This is a genomic window from Pseudomonas sp. ABC1, assembly GCF_013395055.1.
Classification (GTDB): domain Bacteria; phylum Pseudomonadota; class Gammaproteobacteria; order Pseudomonadales; family Pseudomonadaceae; genus Stutzerimonas.
This window is the reverse complement of record NZ_CP058349.1, coordinates 2,377,552-2,396,852: the sequence shown is the minus strand read 5'-3', so window position 1 is coordinate 2,396,852 and position 19,301 is coordinate 2,377,552. Positions and strand designations below refer to the sequence as shown.

Below are 19,301 nucleotides of genomic sequence, written 5' to 3'. Positions count from 1 at the left end.
TGCGCACGGCGCACCCTACCGGCTGGCAGCGAAGAACTCACGGGTATAGGGCTGTTCGGCGATGCCGGCGCGCACCTGGTCGGCGCTGAGCGCCTCGATGATGCGGCCCTGGTGCATCAGCCCCAGGTGCCTGCACAGGTGGGCGACCACCGCCAGGTCGTGGCTGACCAGCAGGTAGCCGAGGTTGCGTTCGCGCAGCAGGCGCTTCAGCAGGTTGAGCACCTCGGCCTGCACCGAGACGTCCAGCGCCGAGGTCGGCTCGTCGAGCAGCAGCAGTTCCGGTTGCAGGATCAGTGCACGGGCGATGGCCACCCGCTGGCGCTGGCCGCCGGAGAGTTCATGGGGATAACGGAAGCAAAAAGCCGCGCCCAGACCCACTTCGTCGAGGATCGCCAGCACCCGCCGCTGCACGTCGCCGATGCGGTGGATGACCAGCGGTTCGCTCAGCGCCTGCTCCACGGTCTTGCGCGGGTGCAGCGAGGCGTAGGGGTCCTGGAACACCATCTGCACCCGCCGCGCCAGCGCCTTGCCGCGCAGTTCGCCCAGCGGCTGGCCCTCCAGCCGAGCGCTACCGCTGTAGCCATGCAGGCCCGCCAGGGCACGCAGGATGCTCGACTTGCCACAGCCGGACTCGCCGATCAGCCCGTAGGCGGCGCCACGCTCGATCTGGAAGGACACGCCCTTGACCACCGCATGGCCGCCATAGGCGATCTCCAGGTTCTCCACCTCCAGCAAGCGGCTCATGGCTGTTCCTCCAGCGGCAACAGCCACTGCGGCGTGCGCTGCGGCACTGGCAGCAGGTCCTGCGGATGTTCCAGGCTCGGGCGACTGGCCAGCAGGGCGCGGGTATAGGGATGACGCGCCTGGTGCAACTGGCTGGCTGGCAACTGCTCGACCACGCGCCCGGCGTACATCACCAGGATGCGGTCGCAGAACCCCGCCACCAGATCGAGGTCGTGACTGATCAGCAGCAGGCTGGAGCCCTGGCGTTGCAGCAGTTCATCGAGGATGCTCAGGATCTGCCGGCGTACGGTGACATCCAGCGCCGAGGTCGGCTCGTCGGCGATGATCAGCTCCGGTTCGGTGATCAGCATCATGGCGATCATGATGCGCTGCCCCATGCCGCCGGAGACTTCATGCGGGTACAGCCGGTAGACCCGCTCGGGGTCGCGGATATGCACCGCCTCCAGCATCGCCAGGCTACGCTGGCGCGCCTCGCCCCTGGCCTGGGGATGGTGCAGGCGCCAGGTCTCGGCGATCTGCTCGCCGACGCGCATCAGCGGGTTGAGGGAGAATTTCGGGTCCTGCAGGATCATCGAGATACGCCGCCCACGAATCGCCTGCATCTGCCGTTCGCTGGCGGCCAGCAGGTCGGTGCCGGCGAAGTCCAGCCGCCTGGCGCTGACCGAGCCGCCACGGGCGGTGATCTTCAGCAGGGCGCGGGCGGTCTGCGACTTGCCCGAGCCGGACTCGCCGACGATGCCGAGCTTCTCGCCGCGCGCCAGTTGGAAGCTGACACCGCGCACTGCGTGATTGATGCCACGCGCACCGCTGAAATGGATGTTCAGGTCCTGTACGTCGAGCAGCTCAGTCATGGCGTGGGTCCAGGGCGTCGCGCAAACCGTCGCCGAACAGGTTGAAGGCGAGGCTGGCGAAGAGGATCGCGCAGCCCGGTGCGGCCGCCACCCACCAGGCGGTCAGGCCGTATTCGCGGCCACTGGCGAGCATCGCCCCCCATTCCGGGCTGGGCGGCTGCGCGCCGAGGCCGAGGAAACCCAGGCCAGCGGCGGCGAGGATGATCGCCGCCATGTTCAGCGTCACCCGCACCACCACCGACGGCAGGCACATCGGCACGATATGGCGGACGATCAGCCGCAGGTGCGAAGCGCCAAGCAGCCGCGCCGCGGCAATGTAGTCGGCCTTGCGGATGCTCAGGGTTTCCGCCCGCGCCAGACGGGCGATAGGCGGCCAGGCGGCAAGGGAGATGGCCAGCACCGCGTTCTCGATGCCCGCCCCCAGCGCGGCGGAAAACGCCAGTGCCAGGATCAGTCCGGGGAAGGCCAGGAACACGTCGACCACGCGCATCAGCACACGGTCGGTCCAGCCGCCGAAATAACCGGCGGCAACCCCGATCAGCAAACCGACCGGTGCCACGATCAGCGCGCAGAGCACGGCAATGTAGAGCGTCAGCCGGGTGCCGTGGATCAGCCGCGCGAGGATGTCCCGCCCCAGTTCGTCGGTACCCAGCCAGTAGTGCGCCGAGGGCGCCTGCAGGGTGCGGCCGAGGTCCTGGGCGTTGTAGTCGCCCGGTGCCAGCCAGGGCGCCAGCAGCGCCACCAGCAACAGCGCCAGCAGGATCAGCGAGCCGGCCAACGCCGACCGGTTGCCGGCAAAGCGCCGCAGCCCCAGGGCGGCCTGGCGGCGGCGTGCCTGCCAGATGGAGTGTGCAATCGACTCGGATGCCATGCGCGTTTCTCAATGTGCCCGCGAACGCGGGTCCAGCAATTGGTAGAGCCAGTCGCACAGCTGGTTGAGGGCGACGAAGATCACCCCCACCAGCAGCGTGCAACCCACCACCGCATTCATGTCGCCGGCCATCAGTGCATTGGTCATGTAGCGGCCGAAACCGGGCCAGGCGAATACCGTCTCGATCAGCACCGCGCCTTCCAGCAGGAAGGCATAGGACAGCGCCACCACCGTGATCACCTGCACGGCGATATTGGGGAAGGCGTGCAGCCACAGGGTGCGTGTCCAGGACAGCCCCTTGACCCGCGCGGTGACGATGTATTCCTGCTGCAACTGCTCCAGCATGAAGCTGCGGGTCATGCGGCTGATATAGGCGAAGGCGCCCAGGCCGAGGATCGACGCCGGCAGCACCAGATGCGCCCAGGCATTGCGCCAGACTTGCCACTCACCCTGCCAGAGCGCGTCCAGCAGCACGAAGCCGGTGACGTTTTCGTAGTTCCACTGGTAGGCGAAATCCAGCCGGCCCGGCCCGCCGACCCAGCCGAGGGCGGCGTAGAACAGCGCCAGTGCCATCAGCCCGAGCCAGAAGCCCGGCGCCGAGTAGCACAACAGGCCGACGATACGCACGGCGTGGTCGAGCGGGCCGTTGCGCTTGGCCGCCGCCAGCACACCGAGGGGAATGCCCAGGCCGGTGCCGATCAGCATCGCCACCGTGGCCAGCTCCAGGGTGGCCGGGAACACCCGGGCGATATCGCTCAGCACCGGCTGGCCGGACACCAGCGAGTTGCCGAAGTCCAGCCGCAGCAGGTCCAGCAGGTAATGGCCGAACTGCACCGGCAGCGAGCGGTCCAGGCCGAGCTGGCTGTGCAGCGCAGCGTAGGCCTCCGGAGAGGCGCTTTCACCGAGCACCGCCAGCACCGGGTCGATCGGCAGCAGGCGGCCGATGCAGAAGGTCAGCGCCGCCAGGCCGAGCAGGGTGACGGCGATGGACAGCAGGCCGCTGGCCAGGCTGCGCAGTTTCATTGGTCGCCTCCAGTGCCCTGGGCGCGTTTGTCGACATCGGCGTAATAGGTGCGCGAACCGTTCCAGCGCCAGTCCAGCAGGCGCTGGTGCAGGGCCGCCACCTGGTTGAGCTGGAACAGGTAGGCGAACGGGCCTTCCTGCATCTGCTGGCGTTGCAGGCGCTGGTAGCGTTCGATGCGCTTCGCCTCGTCCGGTTCCAGCAGAGCCGCCTCGACCTCGCGGTTGGCTTCGGCGGAGTAGTAGCTGGCGAACACCGTCGGCATCGCACCGGTGGCCTTGCGCGGCGTCGGGTCGGGGTTGAACACCAGCCGCGAAGCCATGCCGTGGGCGTCAGGAATATTGCTGTCGAGGCTGTGCAGGCTCAGTTCGAACTGGTTGGCGAAGATGCGCGTGAACAACTGGCCGTTGGTCATGCGCTCCAGGCTCAGCTTGATCCCGAGCTGCGCGGCGTTGTGTTGCAGGTGCTGGGCGATGGGCGCCGAGTACAGCGGCGTGCCGTACAGCAACCTCAGCTCGAAGCCATCGCCATGACCGGCCTCGGCCAGCAGTTGCCGGGCCTTGTCCAGGTCGAGCCGGAACGGCTGGCCCTGCTCCGCGTCCAGTGCGCCGAAGGAACCCAGCGGCACGAAGCTGGCGCGCGGTACGCCGTTGTAGCGCATCACCGAATCGGCCAGCGCCTGGTAGTCGAACAGGTAGCGCAGCGCCAGCCGCACCTTGGCGTTGCCGAGGATCGGGTGGTCGTTATTGATATCGAGGAAGTAGATCTGCGGCCGCTCCACCGCCTCGATACGCACCTGCGGATTGCCTTCCAGCGCGCCCAGGTCCTCGGCGTTGAGGTTGCGCGCCACATCGACGTCGCCACGCTCCAGCAACAGGCGCTGGGTCGCCGACTCGGCGACGTGGCGCAGGATCACACGCTCCAGCCGCGCCTCGCGCCAGTGTCCGGGGTTGCGCTCCAGCACGGCCACTTCGCCAGCATTCCACTCGCGCAGGCGGTACGGACCGACGCAGGCGCTGTTGCGCCCGAGCCAGCGGTTGCCGAGGTCGCCGTCCTGCTGGTGAGCCAGCAGCGTCTGCCGATCCAGCAGGCTGGACAGGCGGTGGGCGCCGATGGCCTGCATGATCACCGACTGCGGGTAGGGACGGTCCAGCTCAAGCACCAGGGTGCGCTCGTCGACCGCGCGGATGCGCTGCTCGGCGTCCTCCAGGCGGAAGCCGTATTCGCGCAGCGCGTTGGCGCCGGCCATGTTCAGTTGCAGGTTGCGACGGATCGACCAGGCCAGGTCTTCGGCAGTGGCCAACCGGCCATCGGCGAAGCGCAGGTCGGGACGCAGGTGAAAGGTCAGCCGGCGCCGGTCGTCGGACTGCTCCCAGCGCTCGGCCAGCCCCGGCAGCAACCGTGTGGCGTCGGCGGGATCGGGAATCACCAGGGTATCGCAGAGGTTGGCGACCACCTCGTTGGAGACGATGTCGCTGCTGCGTGCAGGGTCGAAGGTGTTGATCGAGTCGATGTTCCAGGCGATCACCAGCACATTGTCCGGCGTGCCCAGCGAACCGCCACAGGCGGCCAGCCCCAGGCCGAAACCCAGCGCCAGCGGCGTGCGCAATGCCCGTCTGGGCGACAGCCCGCGCACGAGCCCCGAGAGTCTTGCGATCATTGTTTTCGCTCTCATCAGGAGCAGCAGCGGGCCAGGGTCGCCTCCAGGCGGCGGTCGGGCATCGCATGACGGCGCAAGGCGCTCGCTGTCTGCTCGACATAATCTCGCGTCGAACCGAAGTGTCCGCGGGCATTGGCCAGCACCTGGCGCAACACCGGATCGGGCAGGTTGCCAGCGAAGCTGGGCGTCTGCCGCCGCAGGACAAAGGCCAGGGCATTGACCTGGCTGCCATCGTCGAGCCGGCAGTTTAACCATTTCGGCTGGTAGGACGCATCCGGCATTTCCCGCTGCCACAAGGCCTGCAGGTGGCAGTCCAGGCCATCCTCGGCCAGCCGGTAAGCGAAACCGTTGCAGGAGCCGCCCCGGTCCAGGCCGAACACCAGCCCCGGCTGCTCCGGCGTGCCGCGATGGCTGTGCGACCACAGGTAGAGCCCCCGGTGGTAGCCATGCAGACGCGCGCGGCGTACTTCCAGCGACGGGCATTCGGGACGCCAGATCAGCGAACCGTAGGCGAACAACCAGAATGGCCGGTCGCCGCACTGCTGGCGCATCTCCTCCATCGACACCCGCATCTGCTCGGCGCTGAGCCGGGGGCTGGGCACTGGAGTCGGGTAGTCGAAGGGGGAGATGGCCTGGTTCATGGTCCTGTCACTGCCTGTTCAGGTGGATCACCAGCTGTAGCTGACCTTGCCGTAGTAGAAGGCGCCGCTGTAGCCGTAGGGGGAGAAGGTGCTGTACTTGAGGTTGCTGCCGGAGCTGTTCTCCTGATAGAGCTTTTCCGGGTACTGGTCGGTGACGTTGTCGCCACCTACGGTGAACAACCAGTTGCCAACGCTGTAGTCCAGCGCCAGGTCCAGTATCCAGGTCGCGGAAAACGTCTGGTCGCGGTTGCTTGTGACGTTCTGGTAGCTGGTGAACTCGCCGTAGCGCACCAGATTGCTGCGCACCGTCCAATCACCGATACGCAGATCGTTACCGAAGGTCAGCTTGTGCTCGGGAGTGGTATCACCCAGCAGCCCCAGTCTCTCCCGGCGCTCCACCAGCGAGGTGCTGGATAACCCCAACGTGCCCAGGATGGCCGGGGCCTGCTGGGTATCGGTCACTTTGGTGTGGGTGTAGTTGTAGCCAAGGGTGCTGTTCCAGCGCACACCGTTGTCGAACTGGTAGCGGTAACTGGCCACAAGGTCGAGACCAGTGGTGCGGGTGTCAGCAGCGTTGGTGAAGTAACGCACGCTGCCATAGTTGGCATTCGTGATGCCATTGTTGGCCAGGTAGGCCTGTGCCGCACTGTTGAGCGAAAGATTGGAAGACAGGGTGATGCGATCACGCACATCGATACGGTAGACGTCAGCACTGATCTGCAAATCATCCAGTGGGCGCAACACCAGGCCCAGGCTGTAGTTGCGCGACTTCTCGGCTTCCAGGTCCTTGGCGCCAAGCAGGCGCGCCGCCGCGTTATCCACCGGCAGGGTTCCCGCATCGACGATCTGGCCATTGATCAATTGCGTGGAGGTATTGGTGAAATGCTGCTGGGCCAGGGATGGCGCCCGGAAACCGGTGGAGATGCTGCCGCGCAGCGCCACCCGTGGCGTGAAGTCGAAGCGACCGGCCAGGGCGCCACTGAGGTTGGAGCCGAAGTCACTGTAGTCCTCGCGGCGCAAGGCGAAAGACACGCCGAAACGATCGGTCAGGTTGGTCTCCAGGTCCAGGTACTGGGCCAGGTTATGCCGTGTCCAGTCACCAGAGTCGGAGTCACGGAAGCCAGACAGGCCAGAGGCGCCAAAACCATAGTAGGACTGCCAGTCACCCGCTTCGATCTCGTAGCCTTGGTGCAGGTACTCGGCGCCAAAAGCCACCGACAGCGGGTAAGGCAACCAGGACAGCTCGAAATCGCGGGAAATATCCAGATTGACCAGTTTCTGTTCGTTGGTCAGGGTGCCGTTGTCGAAACTCAGAGGGGTCGAACCGGTATCCAGCCAGAGCGAACGGTTCAGGGTACGGGTACTGACTTCGTGCTTGTTGCGGCCATAGCTGGCAGACAGGTCGTAGTGCCAGTCACCTGCCAGGTCTCCACGCAGGCCAGTGCTAAACGAAGTGTCCTGCAGATCACCCTTGATCAGCGGCAGGAAGCCGTTCGGGTAGATGGCCGCTACGTTACCGGTATTGCCTGCGTCATTGTCACGCCGGAAGAAGGCTGCGGACTCGCCACGAGTCTTGCGATAACCACCAAAAGCGTAGAGTTCATGCCCTCCAAACTGATAGGCACCATTGAGGAACAGTTTGCCATTTTCGCTGGATGGCTCTCCCTGGCGAAACGTGCGTTGGCCGAAAGTGCCGGAAGTGCTGCTGCGCAAGTCCGGACCGGCACGATTGGTGTAGTCGTTATCGCTGCCTTCGGCCGACAGATTGAGCCAGCCTGACTCACCCAGCGCGATCCCGGTGTTGCCACTCAACTGACGCTGAGCGCCATCACCCTTGGTGTATTTGCCGTATTTCCCTCCTACCGAACCACCGCTGGCGTCGCTTTTGAGGATCACGTTGATGACCCCGGCAATCGCATCCGAGCCGTAGCGAGCCGAGGCTCCGTCGCGCAGCACTTCGATACGCTCGACAGCTGAGACAGGAATGCCATTGAGGTCGGCAGGGGCACTGCCACGACCGACGGCACCACCCAGGTTGACGAAAGCACTGGTATGGCGGCGCTTACCATTGACCAGCACCAGCACTTGATCCGGCGACAAACCACGTAGTTGAGCGGGACGGGCGAACTCAGCACCGTCCACCAGAGACGGGCGAGGGAAATTGATCGATGGAACCAGCCGCGCCAACACCGTACCCAGGTCATCGGCCCCACTACTGCTCAGACTTTCGCCACTGATGATATCGATGGGCGACAGCGACGAAGATGCGGTGCGCTCCTGCGAGCGAGTCCCCGTGACGATCACCTGCTCCAGGCGCGGTGCCGAAGCGCCATCCGCTGTGGCGGCCTGCACGTCGGCGGGCAGGCTCCAGACGCCCCCGAGCGCTATCGCCAGGGCCAGCAGGGAGGGTTTGAAGTGGGTGTTGGCGGTGTTCATTGTGCTTCTCCAGCAGAGTCTCAATGCGGGAAATGCACGGCATAGGTAGCGAACGGCGTGGTGGAGCCAGTCACTACGGGCCTCCGATGCATGCGTGATCCCTTGTGAGGAGTTACTCTGCCGGAAGCCGGAAAGAATTAAAAAGAATAGATAACTAGATAGATATATCTATTGGAAATATAAGATCACAACGCGAAAGGCAGCGACGGAGCCATGCCCTGGCGTGACGCAAGCCTTGCCTGGAACTCCTGCGGGTCCTTGACCAGTACGTCGCGCCCTTCGAACGAGCGGGCGGCGATCAGCCGCGATAGCCAGAAGCGCACACAGGCAATGCGCAGCATGGCTGGCCACAACTCGGCTTCGGCCAGCGTGAACGGGCGCAGCGCCGCATAGGCGCTCAACAGCGCCTTGCTCCGCGCTTCATCCAGCTTGCCATCGGCGTGGGAGCACCAGTCGTTCACGGTGATGGCCAGGTCGTAGAGCATCGGGCCAGAACAGGCGTTGTAGAAGTCGATCACCCCGGCCAGATGCGGACCTTCGAACAGCACGTTGTCGCGGAACAGGTCGGCATGCAGGTTGGCCTTGGGCAGCGCCTCGATACGCAGGCGCAGTGCGGTGGCTTCTTCCAGCACAGCTTCCAGCAGAAGGCGCGGCCCGGCGGGCAAATGCGCCACCTGCAAGGCACCTTGTGCCAACAGCCAACCCAGGTCACGGTCACTCGGGTGTTCGATCAACGGACCACGACTGGCCAGGTGCATACGCGCCAGCCAGTGGCCGACTTCCTGGCAGTGGTGTGGATTGGCGACGTCGACATGCCGCCCCGGCAGGCGCGGCTGCAGCAACGCCGGCTTGCCCGCCAGTTGGCGCAGGGCGTTGCCATCGGCATCGCGCAAGACGTAGGGCACCGCCAGCCCGGCGGCCTGCAGCACGTCCAGCAGGTCGATGACGAAGGGCAGGTCGCCCTGCTCGCCCCGTTCGACCAGGGTCAGGACGAACTCGCCCCGTTCCAGGCTGACGAAGAAGTTGCTGTTCTCGGTGCCAGCGGCAATGCCCTGGAAATCACGCAGCCGCCCCAGCCCGTAAGGCGCGAGGAACGCCTCCAGCTGCGTGCGCTCCAGCGAGGTGAAGACCGACACCGGCGCTTACCAGCTGAAGATTTTCCAGGACGGGATCAGCATGTCCGGCTGGTCGGCACGCACGAAGTTGCCATCGTTGCCATCGGCCCGTACCAGGAAGTAGGGCTTGCCGTTCTTCGGCGTGATCTTCACCGCATAGAGGATGCCGTTGAGACGGTACTCTTCCACCGTACGGTCGCCGTCCTGGCGGATGGTCACATCAGGGTCGCCACCGACCGGCTCTTCGGCAAAACCGGCAAGCGGCACGCACGCCAGCAGACTGGCCAGCATCAGGTGTTTGATTGCGCGCATGATAACCTTGTCCCTTTATCGTCAATGGTCCCGGCATTCTAGCGCCGGCGACGCCGAAAAGGTTATCCCGCTCATGAGCCAAGCGCCCCTCGTCCTGGTGGACGGTTCGTCCTACCTGTACCGTGCCTTCCACGCCCTGCCGCCGCTGACCACCTCGACCGGCAATCCCACCGGCGCGGTCAAGGGCGTGCTGAACATGCTGCTGTCGCTTCGCCGCCAGTACCCGGACAGCCCCTTCGCGGTGGTGTTCGACGCCAAGGGCGGCACCTTCCGCGATGAGCTTTACGCCGACTACAAGGCCAACCGCCCGGCAATGCCGGACGACCTGCGCAGCCAGATCGAACCGCTGCACGCCTGCGTGCGCGCCCTCGGCCTGCCGCTGCTGTGCATCGAAGGGGTCGAGGCCGATGACGTCATCGGCACCCTGGCGCGCCAGAGCGCCGGACGCCAGCGCGACGTGGTGATTTCCACAGGCGACAAGGACATGGCGCAGTTGGTCTGCCCGCACGTCACCCTGGTCAACACCATGACCGGCAGCGTCTACGACATCGAAGGGGTGAAGAACAAGTTCGGTGTCGGCCCCGAGCTGATCATCGACTTCCTCGCGCTGATGGGCGACAAGGTGGACAACATCCCCGGCGTCCCTGGCGTCGGCGAGAAGACCGCCGGCGGTCTGCTCACCGGTATTCCCGGTGGCCTCAAGGGCCTCTACGACAACCTCGACCAGGTCGCCACGCTGTCGATACGCGGCGCCAAGAGCCTGGCCGCCAAGCTCGAGGAACACCGCGATGCCGCCTTCCTTTCCTACGAACTGGCGACCATCAAGCTCGATGTCCCACTGGATGTGCAGGCCGAAGACCTCTACCCCGGCGAGCCGCAGCACGAGGCGCTGATCGACCTGTACCGCGAGCTGGAATTCAAGAACTGGCTCGACGACCTGCTGCGTGAAGCACGCCAGGCCGAGAGCGCCACCAGCGACGCCGACGAGCCGGCTCTCCCCCAGGCCGAAGCCCACTACGACACCGTGCTGGCCCAGGAAGATTTCGACGCCTGGCTGAAACGCCTCGACGCCGCACCGCACTTCGCCTTCGACACCGAGACCACCAGCGTCGACGCGCAGAAGGCCGAGCTGGTCGGCCTGTCATTCGCCGTCGAGGAAGGCGCGGCGGCCTATGTGCCGCTGGCGCATACCTACATGGGCGTACCTGCGCAGCTCGACCGCGACGCAGTGCTGACGGCGCTCAAGCCGCTGCTGGAAGACCCGGCCAAGGCCAAGATCTGCCAGCACGGCAAGTACGACATGAACGTGCTGATGCACTACGGCATCGAACTGCGCGGCCTGGCCTGGGACACCATGCTCGAATCCTACGTGCTGGACGCCACCGCCACCCGCCACGACATGGACAGCCTGGCCCTCAAGTACCTCGGCCAGAGCACCATCCGCTTCGAGGACATCGCCGGCAAGGGCGCCAAGCAGCTGACCTTCGACCAGATCGCCATCGAACAGGCCGGACCCTATGCCGCCGAAGATGCCGACATCACCCTGCGCCTGCACCACAACCTGCACCAGCGATTGGCAGCCACTCCGTCCCTGCTCGACGTGCTGGAGCGCATCGAGATGCCGCTGGTACCGGTGCTGGCGCGCATCGAACGCAATGGCGCACTGGTCGACGCCCATCTACTCGGCCAGCAGAGCATCGAACTGGGCGACAAAATGGTCGAACTGGAGCGCAAGGCCTTCGAACTGGCCGGCGAAGAATTCAACCTCGGCTCCCCCAAGCAGCTCGGCGCCATCCTCTATGAAAAACTCGGCCTGCCGGTGCTGAAGAAAACCGCCAAGGGCCAGGCCTCCACCGCCGAGGAAGTCCTGGCCGAACTGGCCGAACGTGACTACCCGCTGCCCAAGGTGATCATGCAATACCGCTCCCTGAGCAAGCTCAAGAGCACCTATACCGACAAGTTGCCGCAACAGATCAACCCGCGCACCGGACGTATCCACACCAGCTACCACCAGGCGGTGACCGCCACCGGGCGGCTGTCCTCCAGTGATCCGAACCTGCAGAACATCCCGATCCGCACCCCCGAGGGCCGGCGCATCCGCCAGGCTTTCGTCGCGCAAAAAGGCTACAAGCTGCTGGCGGCGGACTACTCGCAGATCGAACTGCGCATCATGGCCCACCTGGCCCGCGACGAAGGCCTGCTGAGCGCCTTCCGCGACGGCCTGGACGTGCACCGTGCGACCGCCGCCGAAGTCTTCGGCGTGCCCCTGGAGGACGTCACCAGCGACCAGCGCCGCAGCGCCAAGGCGATCAACTTCGGCCTGATCTACGGCATGAGCGCCTTCGGCCTGGCCAAGCAGATCGGCGTCAACCGCCCCGAGGCGCAGGCCTATATCGACCGCTACTTCGCACGCTACCCAGGCGTGCTCGACTACATGGAGCGCACCCGCGCCCAGGCTGCCGAGCAGGGCTATGTCGAAACGCTGTTCGGCCGGCGCCTGTACCTGCCGGAAATCCACTCGAAGAACGCCGTAATGCGCAAGGCCGCCGAACGCACGGCGATCAACGCGCCGATGCAGGGCACCGCGGCGGACATCATCAAGCGCGCCATGGTCAGCGTGGACACCTGGCTGCAAAACAGCGGCCTGGATGCGCGGATCATCCTGCAGGTGCACGATGAACTGGTGCTGGAAGTGCATGAAAGCCTCGTCGAGCAGGTGCGCGCCGAACTCGCCCCACGGATGCAGCAGGCCGCCGAACTGGCGGTGCCGCTGCTGGTGGAAAGCGGCGTCGGCGACAACTGGGACGAGGCGCACTGAACATCGCCATGCCGTACGCGCCCGCACAACGGCAGTAACCTGGAGGTCATGACGCCTGGCTTGCCCTGGCGTCCATGATCGACGGGATTGACGCGCTCCCTCCGGCCAATAAAATAAGAAGCATTCTTGAATGACCGGACAGCCGCCCACCCTGGGCTCCAGCAGCGCCGGCCTGCCGGAGATCCAACGTGCGCGGTCCCACTCCCTGCAACGACCCCATCGGCGAGCTCTACGTCGAGCACCACGGATGGCTACAGACCTGGCTGCGCAGGAAACTCGGCTGCCCGCAGCAGGCCGCCGACCTCTCCCACGACACTTTCCTCAAGCTGCTGGCACGCCCCTGCCAACCCGACGAGCCACGCGCCTACCTGCTGACCATCGCCCGCCGGCTGGTCTTCGACAGCTGGCGCCGGCGCGACCTGGAGCGTGCCTGGCTGGCGGCCCTGGAAACCATGCCAGAGGCCCTCGCCCCCTCCGAAGAGGAGCGCGCCATCGTGCTGGAAACCCTGCTCGCCATCGACGACCTGCTCGACGGCCTGTCGACCAAGGCCCGCCAGGCCTTCCTGATGAGCCAGCTCGACCACATGACCTACGCGCAGATCGCCGAACGCCTCGGGGTGTCCGCGAGCCGCGTACGCCAGTACATGACCCAGGCCCTGGCGCGCTGCTATGAAGCCCTCTGAGCCGCACCAGGCGCCCGACTCGGCGCGCGACCCGATCGCCCGCCAGGCCATCGACTGGCTGGTGCTGCTCGACTCCGGCGAAGCATGCGACGCCGACCGGCTGGCCTTCGCCGGCTGGCGCCGTGCCGATCCCCGCCACGAGGCCGCCGCCGCACGGCTGGAACAGGCGCTCGGGCTGTTCTGCGGGCTACCCGACACCCAGGCATTGCGCCAGGGCGCACAGCAAGCGCTGCTGGCCCACCCGACCAGTCGACGCCGGCTCCTGCGCAATACTCTGGGACTCGGGCTGATCGCCACACTGGGCGGCGGCATCGTTGTGCAGCGGCATTATCCGGCGTCCTATTTCATCGCCGACCATGCCACGGGAACCGGCGAACGGCGCAACGTCACGCTACCCGATGGCAGCCGCCTGTGGCTCAACGCCCGCAGCGCCGTGGACGTCGCCTTCGGGCACGACAGCCGCAGCCTGCGACTGCGTCAGGGCGAACTGATCGTCGAGGTCGCCGACGACAGCCGTGCTTTCCAGGTCCACTGCAACCATGGCTCGGTAGAGGCGCCAGGCGGTCGTTTCCTCATGCGCCTCGACACCGATGCGACCCTGGTGGCAGTCCTGCGCGCATCAGTGCGTATCGAAACCGCCCTGGGTGTCGCCGCGCCCCTGGCCGAAGGCGGCAGTGCCCGTTTCGACCGCCACGGCGTCCAGTTGCAGAATCTGCTGCCGTCCGCCGCCAGCGCCTGGGAAAACGGCTTTATCGAGGTACACGACCGCCCTCTAGGCGAGGTGGTGGCGGCACTGCGCCCCTACCGCACCGGTCTGCTGCGTATTTCAGAGCAGGCGGCAAGAGTGCGCGTTACCGGCAGTTTCCCGCTGGACGACAGCGACCGCACGCTGGACGCCCTGGCCGAGCGCCTGCCCATCACCCTCCAGCGCCTGACCGGCTACTGGGTCAGCATCGAACACGCGTAAGCGTTGCCGGAATAAAAAATCCCGGCCGCCCCTGTCACTTTTCTCCGCTCGTCGCACATAGCAGGTGAACCCCCAGTCACTCCATTCGCCATCTGCGGAGAACATTCCATGCGCATACCACGATCCAGTCGCCGTCCACTGGCACTGGCCATCACCCTGGGCACCCTGTTCGGCGGGCCGCTCGCGGCCACATCCCTCCTGGCCAGTACAGCGCCCACCTACCAGTACGACCTACCGAGCGGCCCGCTGGATGCGAGCCTGACCCGCATCGCCCGCCAGGCCGGCCAGGTGATCATCGTCGAACCGGGGCTGGTCGACGGTCTGCGCGCCCCGAGGGTCAGCGGCGAACTCACCCTGGAACAGGCCTTCGCCCAGGCGCTGTCCGGCAGCGGGCTGGTGCTTGCCAGGAGCGCCAGCGGCACACTCGGTGTCCAGCCGGCAAGCCATGACGATGCACTGGCGCTGAGCCCGCTCACCGTCAACGCCTTGGGCGTGAACACCACCACGGAAGGCTCAGGCTCCTACACCTCGGCGGCGGTCAATATCGGCAAGGGTGAACAGGCGGTACGCGACATTCCGCAGGCCGTCTCGGTGATCACCCGGCAGAAGATGGACGACCAGGGCATCACCGACATCCGCCAGGCCCTGCTCAGTGCCCCGGGCGTCACCATGGTGTCGAATGAGCCAGGTGGACATTTCTATTCGCGCGGCTTCTTCATCCAGAGCTACCAGTTCGACGGTGTACCGCTGGAGCGCCAGCTCTATGCGCGCGGCTCGGCCTTCAACAGCGACATGGCGCTCTACGACCGGGTGGAGATCATGCGCGGCCCACAGGGGCTGTTCGAGGGCGAAGGCGACCCATCCGGCTCGGTGAACCTGGTGCGCAAGCGCCCGACACGGGACAACCAGGTGATCCTCACCGGCAAGGCCGGCTCCTGGGATCGTTACGGCCTGCAGGCCGACGTGGCCGGGCCGCTCGACAGCAACGGCGCCATCCGTGGTCGCCTGGTGGCAAACCAGGAAACGGCGGACTCCTTCCGCGACCACATGGACTCCAAGACCCGCACCCTCTATGCCGCGCTCGACTTCGACCTCGGTTCAGCCACCACCCTGGGCGTCGGTTTCAGCCGCGAGAAACCCGAAAGCGCGCTCGACTGGACCGGACTGCCCAGCTATGCCAACGGCAGCATGCCCGACTACCAGCGCTCGACCAATCTCAGCACGCCCTGGAGCTACGCAGAAAAGACCCAGGACACCTGGTACCTGGACCTCACCCATGCCTTCAACGAGGACTGGAAGCTCAAGGCCTCGCTGGTCGATACCCGCGAAGCCAACGAGATCAAGTACCTGCTGCGCTCCGGGCGCCTCGGCCCACCCAGCACCCTGCGCGGCGATGTCTACTATTTCGACATGTTCTCGAAGAACCGGGGCGCCGACGTGCACCTGACCGGCAACACCGAACTGTTCGGGCGCAAGCTCGCGCTGACCGCCGGTGGTAACTACTCGCACCAGCGCAGCAGCGACCTCTGGGGCTGGATACGCAGCATCGACACCGCCTACTCCAGCCCGAGCCAGCCCAGCAGCGCACCGGAACCGAGCGCCGCACAGATCCTCGCCACCAACCGCATGGACGATGGCTATCGCTCCGACAAGAAAGGCCTCTACGCCATGGGCCGCTACGAACTCTACGGCCCGCTGTCGCTGACCCTTGGTGCCCGCCTGTCGTCCTACGAACAGACCTATGTCTCGGATGGCATCTGGGGCTACTCGGAAAGCACCGCCAAGGAGAGCCGCAAGGTGACGCCATTCGCGGCGCTGACCTACAGGTTGGGAGAGCAGTGGTCGATCCACGGCAGCTATGCGGAAATCTTCAAGCCGCAGACCCAGCGCAACGTCGACGGCAACTTCCTCAGCCCGGTCACCGGCAGCAACTACGAGCTCGGCCTGAAGGGCGAGCTGCTGGGCGGCCGAGTGAATACCTCGTTCGCCCTGTTCCGCACCGAGCAGGAAGGCGTCGCCTTCGAGGATGGCAGTGTCGACCAGACCATCGCCGACATCCGCTGCGGCGGCACCTGCTACCGGGATACCGCCCAGGTGCTGAGCCAGGGCTTCGAAGCCGAAGTGACCGGCGAAGTCCTGCGGGACCTGCAACTCTCCGCTTCCTACACCTACACCGGCACCCGCTATCGCGGACAGGACACACCTTCGGTCGGCTACGACATCTCCGCCAACACCGGACTTCCCCGGCATGTCCTGCGCATCTGGGGCGATTACCGGCTACCCGCCGACTGGCAGCGCTGGTCCGTCGGCACCGGCCTGAGCAGCCAGAGCGGCTCCTCCAGCTTCGGCTACTACGACCGCTACCAGGGCGGCTACACCCTGCTGGATGCGCGGGTCGCCTACCGCTTCAGCGACAACCTCTCGGCCGCCCTGAACGTCGACAACCTGACGGACAAGAAGTATTTCAGCTCCATCAGCTACGACCACAACTTCTATGGCGCACCGCGATCCTTCCTGCTGACGCTGCAATACCGGCTGTAGACCGCATCCGGCAAGGCCCCGGAAACTTTCACGGATTTTTTTCACGACCGAGTGAACTATCCGAACGAGGCCAGGGTCTGATTTTGCGAAGGGCCTGAAACCCTTCGATGCTCCTTGTTGTGTTAAGTGTTGGCAGATCTCTGGACCTAGTGGTCCGGATTTGAACCTCGAACTTTCCCCTCCCCCAATGAAGTTCGAGGTTTTTTTTGCCCGCAGAAAAGTGCCCGCGAACACGCCTCCAGACAAACACCCCAGCCGACGAAGATTGCTCCGAAGCACTGGCCAGGCGAGAGCCCAGATCCTCCCACAGGCACAACCACGCTCGACCACCGGCTGCGCGAAGGTGTAGGAAAGCATGCAGCTCAGAGTTGCAGACCACCGCTGGCCTTGTGCAACGCCCTCAATTGCCCGGTGATTCGCTGCAGATTCTCATCGATGGCCTGTAGCTCCAGCCGGCGCGCCTCGCCCAGCAGGTGCTGGACTTCCTGGTCCAGTTGCTCGCTGAGCTGGTTCAAACGCGCCTGGCGCTGCTCGCTTTCCCGTTGCAGGCCCTGCCACTCGCCAGGTTGGGGCAAACCATAGCCGGGGCCGTCGAGCAGTTCCGCCGGACGGCTCAGGTAACCGCTGCTGGCGAGGATTTCCTGCAAGGCACGGTCAGCCTTGTCCAGGGACGAGTCGCCTCCGGCACGCCCGCCCAGGTAGCGCTTCTTCAATTCCTCCTGCGCCATCAGCAACTGCCGCCGCTGGGCGGCCTGTTCCACCAGCAGCAACGCGGCATTGCTGCGCAGGTCGGCGTCGGCGAACCAGCCCCGCCGCTCATGCGCCGGCAGCGCCAGCCAGTCCTCCACCGTCGCCTGGGGCAGCCCCAGGCGCTGCCGGAGGATGTCGAACATGGCCTGGTAGCGCTCACGGTAGGAATCGAAGCGATAGCCCAGGCGCAAGGCTTCGGCAGGGTCGTCGAGCACACGGGCATCGGCCAGACCGCGACCGATCAGCAGCCGCAGCAAACCACTGGGCAGGATACTGTCCAGCGCCTGCAGGCTCGGCTCGGCGGTGCCGCTGCGCAGCAGCTTGAGGGTTTCCACCGCGCAGTTGTTGGACAGAAAGTAATAGTCGCCATCGTAGCCCCAGTGCACCTCGGCGCTGCGCTCCAGCAGGCCGTCGATCTGCCCGCGCGACAGTTTCAGCGGCACCGAGGCCAGACCGCGCAGTTCCACCTTGGTGTACTCGTCGATCACCTGGCCGAGCGGCAGCACGAACAGACGCGACGGGTAGACGCCGGTCAGGCCGTCCCAGCTGGAAATCTGCACATCGCCGACGAAGGCGCGGAAGGACAGCACCAGATGGTGCTCCAGATCGAGCCGGCACGCCTCGCCACGTTCGCGCCCCGGTGCGCAGATCACCAGACGCAGCATGCTGTGGCCCCAGCGGCTCATCCACTGCTGGTTGGCTTCGGCGAACAGGTAGTCCACCTGGTACACCCGCTCCGGGTCCAGTTCCAGCAGCGGCGTCCTGCCGAAGTCGCGCCCGGCGTTGAGGATCGGGTAGCCGTCGGCGCACGCCTGTCGGGCCGGCGGCTGCCAGCCGAAGTGTTCACTGAAATAGCGGTACAGCGAAGGCCGGCGGCAGGCATAGCCAGGATCGAGCAGGAAGTATTCGAGATTGACCGCGACGAACTCCCTGGGGCTGCTGGTTTCGTAAGGGTCCGGGCTGCGCACCGACAGGGCGTTGCGCCACTCGCGCTCACCACGGGTACCAACCCGCTGCGGCCAGCCCGCCAGGTCGAGCAGGCGCGGATCGTCGCTCAGGGTGAAGCGCCGTGCCGTCTGGCCCCGGCAACCGGCTGGCAGGCCAACGACGCCCAGGCTACCCGCCAACTGCTGGCAGTGGCCGAGCTGGCTACGCTGTGCATCGGACCAGAGCCGGGCACGGTCATAGCGATGGGCGACTTCATGCACCACGGTGGCCAGCAGTTCCTGGCGCAGGGTGCCATGGCTGCGCCCGGTGCGTTGCGTCCTGGCCGAACCGTCGACCAGCGCCGGCAGCAAGCGACGATTCAGGGCGATCCGGTCCAGGCTGGCATGGCCGTAAGTCTGCTCCGCCATGTCGTCGCGCCACTCGACGCGCAAGTCCCGCCCCAAACGCGTCCGTAGCACAGGCGGCAGCGCAGTCAGCGCTTCATCCAGCAGTTGCCGGGACGCCTCACGCTGGCTGGCCGACAACCCTTTCTCATGCAGGACGAGCCGCAGCTCGGCCTTGATCGGCAGGCCCCAGGCAAGCAGTGCCAGCAGCCCGACGCAGCGCCACCTCACAGGGCGAGGATGGCTTCCGCCAGTTCCAGGTCACTGGCGGCACGGGCTTGCGGGAACTGGCCGCGCAGGCTGTCGAACGCTGCCTCCAGGCGCACACCGTGAATCCCGCCTTCGCTGGCGACGAAACCGGCGGCTTCGTCACGGGCTTCGAGCACCACTTTCATGTCGCGGATCGAGGTGGTGGTGTCCGAGGTGAAGTTCAGGCTGCGATCCAGCGCCCGTACCAGGATGTTGCTGGTGGCCACCAGCGTCTGCGCATGGCTGCCGAGGGAGAAGGACAACAGGCCCGCCGTCAGGCCGGCGATGAGGGTCTTGTGCATCTGGGTATC

15 protein-coding genes are annotated in these 19,301 nt (G+C 65.8%); 4 read left to right on the top strand and 11 right to left on the bottom strand.

Annotated elements, in window-relative coordinates; all coding sequences use genetic code 11:
- Positions 1-15: 15 nt before the first annotated feature.
- The 9 genes from HW090_RS10575 to HW090_RS10535 form a co-directional block, all read right to left on the bottom strand.
- Positions 16-744, bottom strand: coding sequence for an ABC transporter ATP-binding protein (locus tag HW090_RS10575; protein WP_179113493.1), 729 nt, complete (start codon positions 742-744; stop codon positions 16-18).
- The gene (locus tag HW090_RS10570; protein ID WP_179113492.1) at positions 741-1,595 is read right to left on the bottom strand and encodes an ABC transporter ATP-binding protein; all 855 of its coding nucleotides are present in this window, start codon (positions 1,593-1,595) and stop codon (positions 741-743) included. Before HW090_RS10570 ends, HW090_RS10575 begins: the two co-directional genes overlap by 4 nt.
- Positions 1,588-2,466, bottom strand: a complete 879-nt coding sequence (locus HW090_RS10565; protein ID WP_179113491.1) for an ABC transporter permease — start codon at positions 2,464-2,466, stop codon at positions 1,588-1,590. The genes HW090_RS10570 and HW090_RS10565 overlap by 8 nt, the downstream gene beginning before the upstream one ends.
- Before the next feature lie 9 nt (positions 2,467-2,475).
- Positions 2,476-3,483, bottom strand: coding sequence for an ABC transporter permease (locus HW090_RS10560; protein ID WP_373416394.1), 1,008 nt, complete (start codon positions 3,481-3,483; stop codon positions 2,476-2,478).
- 2 nt (positions 3,484-3,485) lie between these two features.
- Complete coding sequence (locus HW090_RS10555; protein WP_179113489.1) at positions 3,486-5,147, bottom strand: ABC transporter substrate-binding protein; 1,662 nt, start codon at positions 5,145-5,147, stop codon at positions 3,486-3,488.
- A gap of 14 nt (positions 5,148-5,161) precedes the next feature.
- A complete protein-coding gene (locus tag HW090_RS10550; protein ID WP_179113488.1) occupies positions 5,162-5,788 on the bottom strand; it encodes a gamma-glutamylcyclotransferase in 627 nt (208 codons plus the stop codon).
- A gap of 27 nt (positions 5,789-5,815) precedes the next feature.
- Positions 5,816-8,224, bottom strand: coding sequence for a TonB-dependent siderophore receptor (locus tag HW090_RS10545; RefSeq protein ID WP_179113487.1), 2,409 nt, complete (start codon positions 8,222-8,224; stop codon positions 5,816-5,818).
- A gap of 185 nt (positions 8,225-8,409) precedes the next feature.
- Positions 8,410-9,360, bottom strand: coding sequence for a homoserine kinase (locus HW090_RS10540; RefSeq protein WP_179113486.1), 951 nt, complete (start codon positions 9,358-9,360; stop codon positions 8,410-8,412).
- Between the two features lie 6 nt (positions 9,361-9,366).
- The gene (locus HW090_RS10535; RefSeq protein WP_179113485.1) at positions 9,367-9,651 is read right to left on the bottom strand and encodes a DUF2782 domain-containing protein; all 285 of its coding nucleotides are present in this window, start codon (positions 9,649-9,651) and stop codon (positions 9,367-9,369) included.
- Between the two features lie 73 nt (positions 9,652-9,724).
- On the opposite strand from HW090_RS10535, the gene polA reads away from it, so the two are divergent.
- The 4 genes from polA (at position 9,725) to HW090_RS10515 (ending at position 16,660) form a co-directional block, all read left to right on the top strand.
- The gene (gene polA / locus HW090_RS10530; RefSeq protein WP_179113484.1) at positions 9,725-12,469 is read left to right on the top strand and encodes a DNA polymerase I; all 2,745 of its coding nucleotides are present in this window, start codon (positions 9,725-9,727) and stop codon (positions 12,467-12,469) included.
- A gap of 188 nt (positions 12,470-12,657) precedes the next feature.
- A complete protein-coding gene (locus HW090_RS10525) occupies positions 12,658-13,152 on the top strand; it encodes a sigma-70 family RNA polymerase sigma factor (RefSeq protein WP_179113483.1) in 495 nt (164 codons plus the stop codon).
- Positions 13,139-14,119 (top strand): FecR family protein, encoded by a 981-nt coding sequence (locus HW090_RS10520; RefSeq protein ID WP_179113482.1) that lies wholly within the window; start codon positions 13,139-13,141, stop codon positions 14,117-14,119. Before HW090_RS10525 ends, HW090_RS10520 begins: the two co-directional genes overlap by 14 nt.
- Positions 14,120-14,227: 108 nt before the next feature.
- Positions 14,228-16,660, top strand: coding sequence for a TonB-dependent receptor (locus HW090_RS10515; protein WP_179113481.1), 2,433 nt, complete (start codon positions 14,228-14,230; stop codon positions 16,658-16,660).
- Positions 16,661-17,022: 362 nt separating this feature from the next.
- Here HW090_RS10515 and HW090_RS10510 read toward each other — a convergent pair whose 3' ends face one another.
- Both HW090_RS10510 and HW090_RS10505 read right to left on the bottom strand, forming a co-directional pair.
- A complete protein-coding gene (locus HW090_RS10510; protein WP_179113480.1) occupies positions 17,023-18,972 on the bottom strand; it encodes a DUF4105 domain-containing protein in 1,950 nt (649 codons plus the stop codon).
- On the bottom strand, positions 18,969-19,292 hold the full coding sequence (locus HW090_RS10505; RefSeq protein ID WP_179113479.1) for a DUF2388 domain-containing protein: 324 nt from the start codon (positions 19,290-19,292) through the stop codon (positions 18,969-18,971). Before HW090_RS10505 ends, HW090_RS10510 begins: the two co-directional genes overlap by 4 nt.
- Positions 19,293-19,301: the final 9 nt, after the last annotated feature.

Coding starts and splice junctions, on each gene's coding strand:
- HW090_RS10505 (WP_179113479.1), bottom strand. CDS start 19,292: ATGCACAAGACCCTCATCGCCGGCCTGACGGCGGGCCTGTTGTCCTTC.
- HW090_RS10545 (WP_179113487.1), bottom strand. CDS start 8,224: ATGAACACCGCCAACACCCACTTCAAACCCTCCCTGCTGGCCCTGGCG.
- HW090_RS10570 (WP_179113492.1), bottom strand. CDS start 1,595: ATGACTGAGCTGCTCGACGTACAGGACCTGAACATCCATTTCAGCGGT.
- HW090_RS10520 (WP_179113482.1), top strand. CDS start 13,139: ATGAAGCCCTCTGAGCCGCACCAGGCGCCCGACTCGGCGCGCGACCCG.
- HW090_RS10565 (WP_179113491.1), bottom strand. CDS start 2,466: ATGGCATCCGAGTCGATTGCACACTCCATCTGGCAGGCACGCCGCCGC.
- HW090_RS10575 (WP_179113493.1), bottom strand. CDS start 744: ATGAGCCGCTTGCTGGAGGTGGAGAACCTGGAGATCGCCTATGGCGGC.
- HW090_RS10535 (WP_179113485.1), bottom strand. CDS start 9,651: ATGCGCGCAATCAAACACCTGATGCTGGCCAGTCTGCTGGCGTGCGTG.
- polA (WP_179113484.1), top strand. CDS start 9,725: ATGAGCCAAGCGCCCCTCGTCCTGGTGGACGGTTCGTCCTACCTGTAC.
- HW090_RS10555 (WP_179113489.1), bottom strand. CDS start 5,147: ATGATCGCAAGACTCTCGGGGCTCGTGCGCGGGCTGTCGCCCAGACGG.
- HW090_RS10515 (WP_179113481.1), top strand. CDS start 14,228: ATGCGCATACCACGATCCAGTCGCCGTCCACTGGCACTGGCCATCACC.
- HW090_RS10550 (WP_179113488.1), bottom strand. CDS start 5,788: ATGAACCAGGCCATCTCCCCCTTCGACTACCCGACTCCAGTGCCCAGC.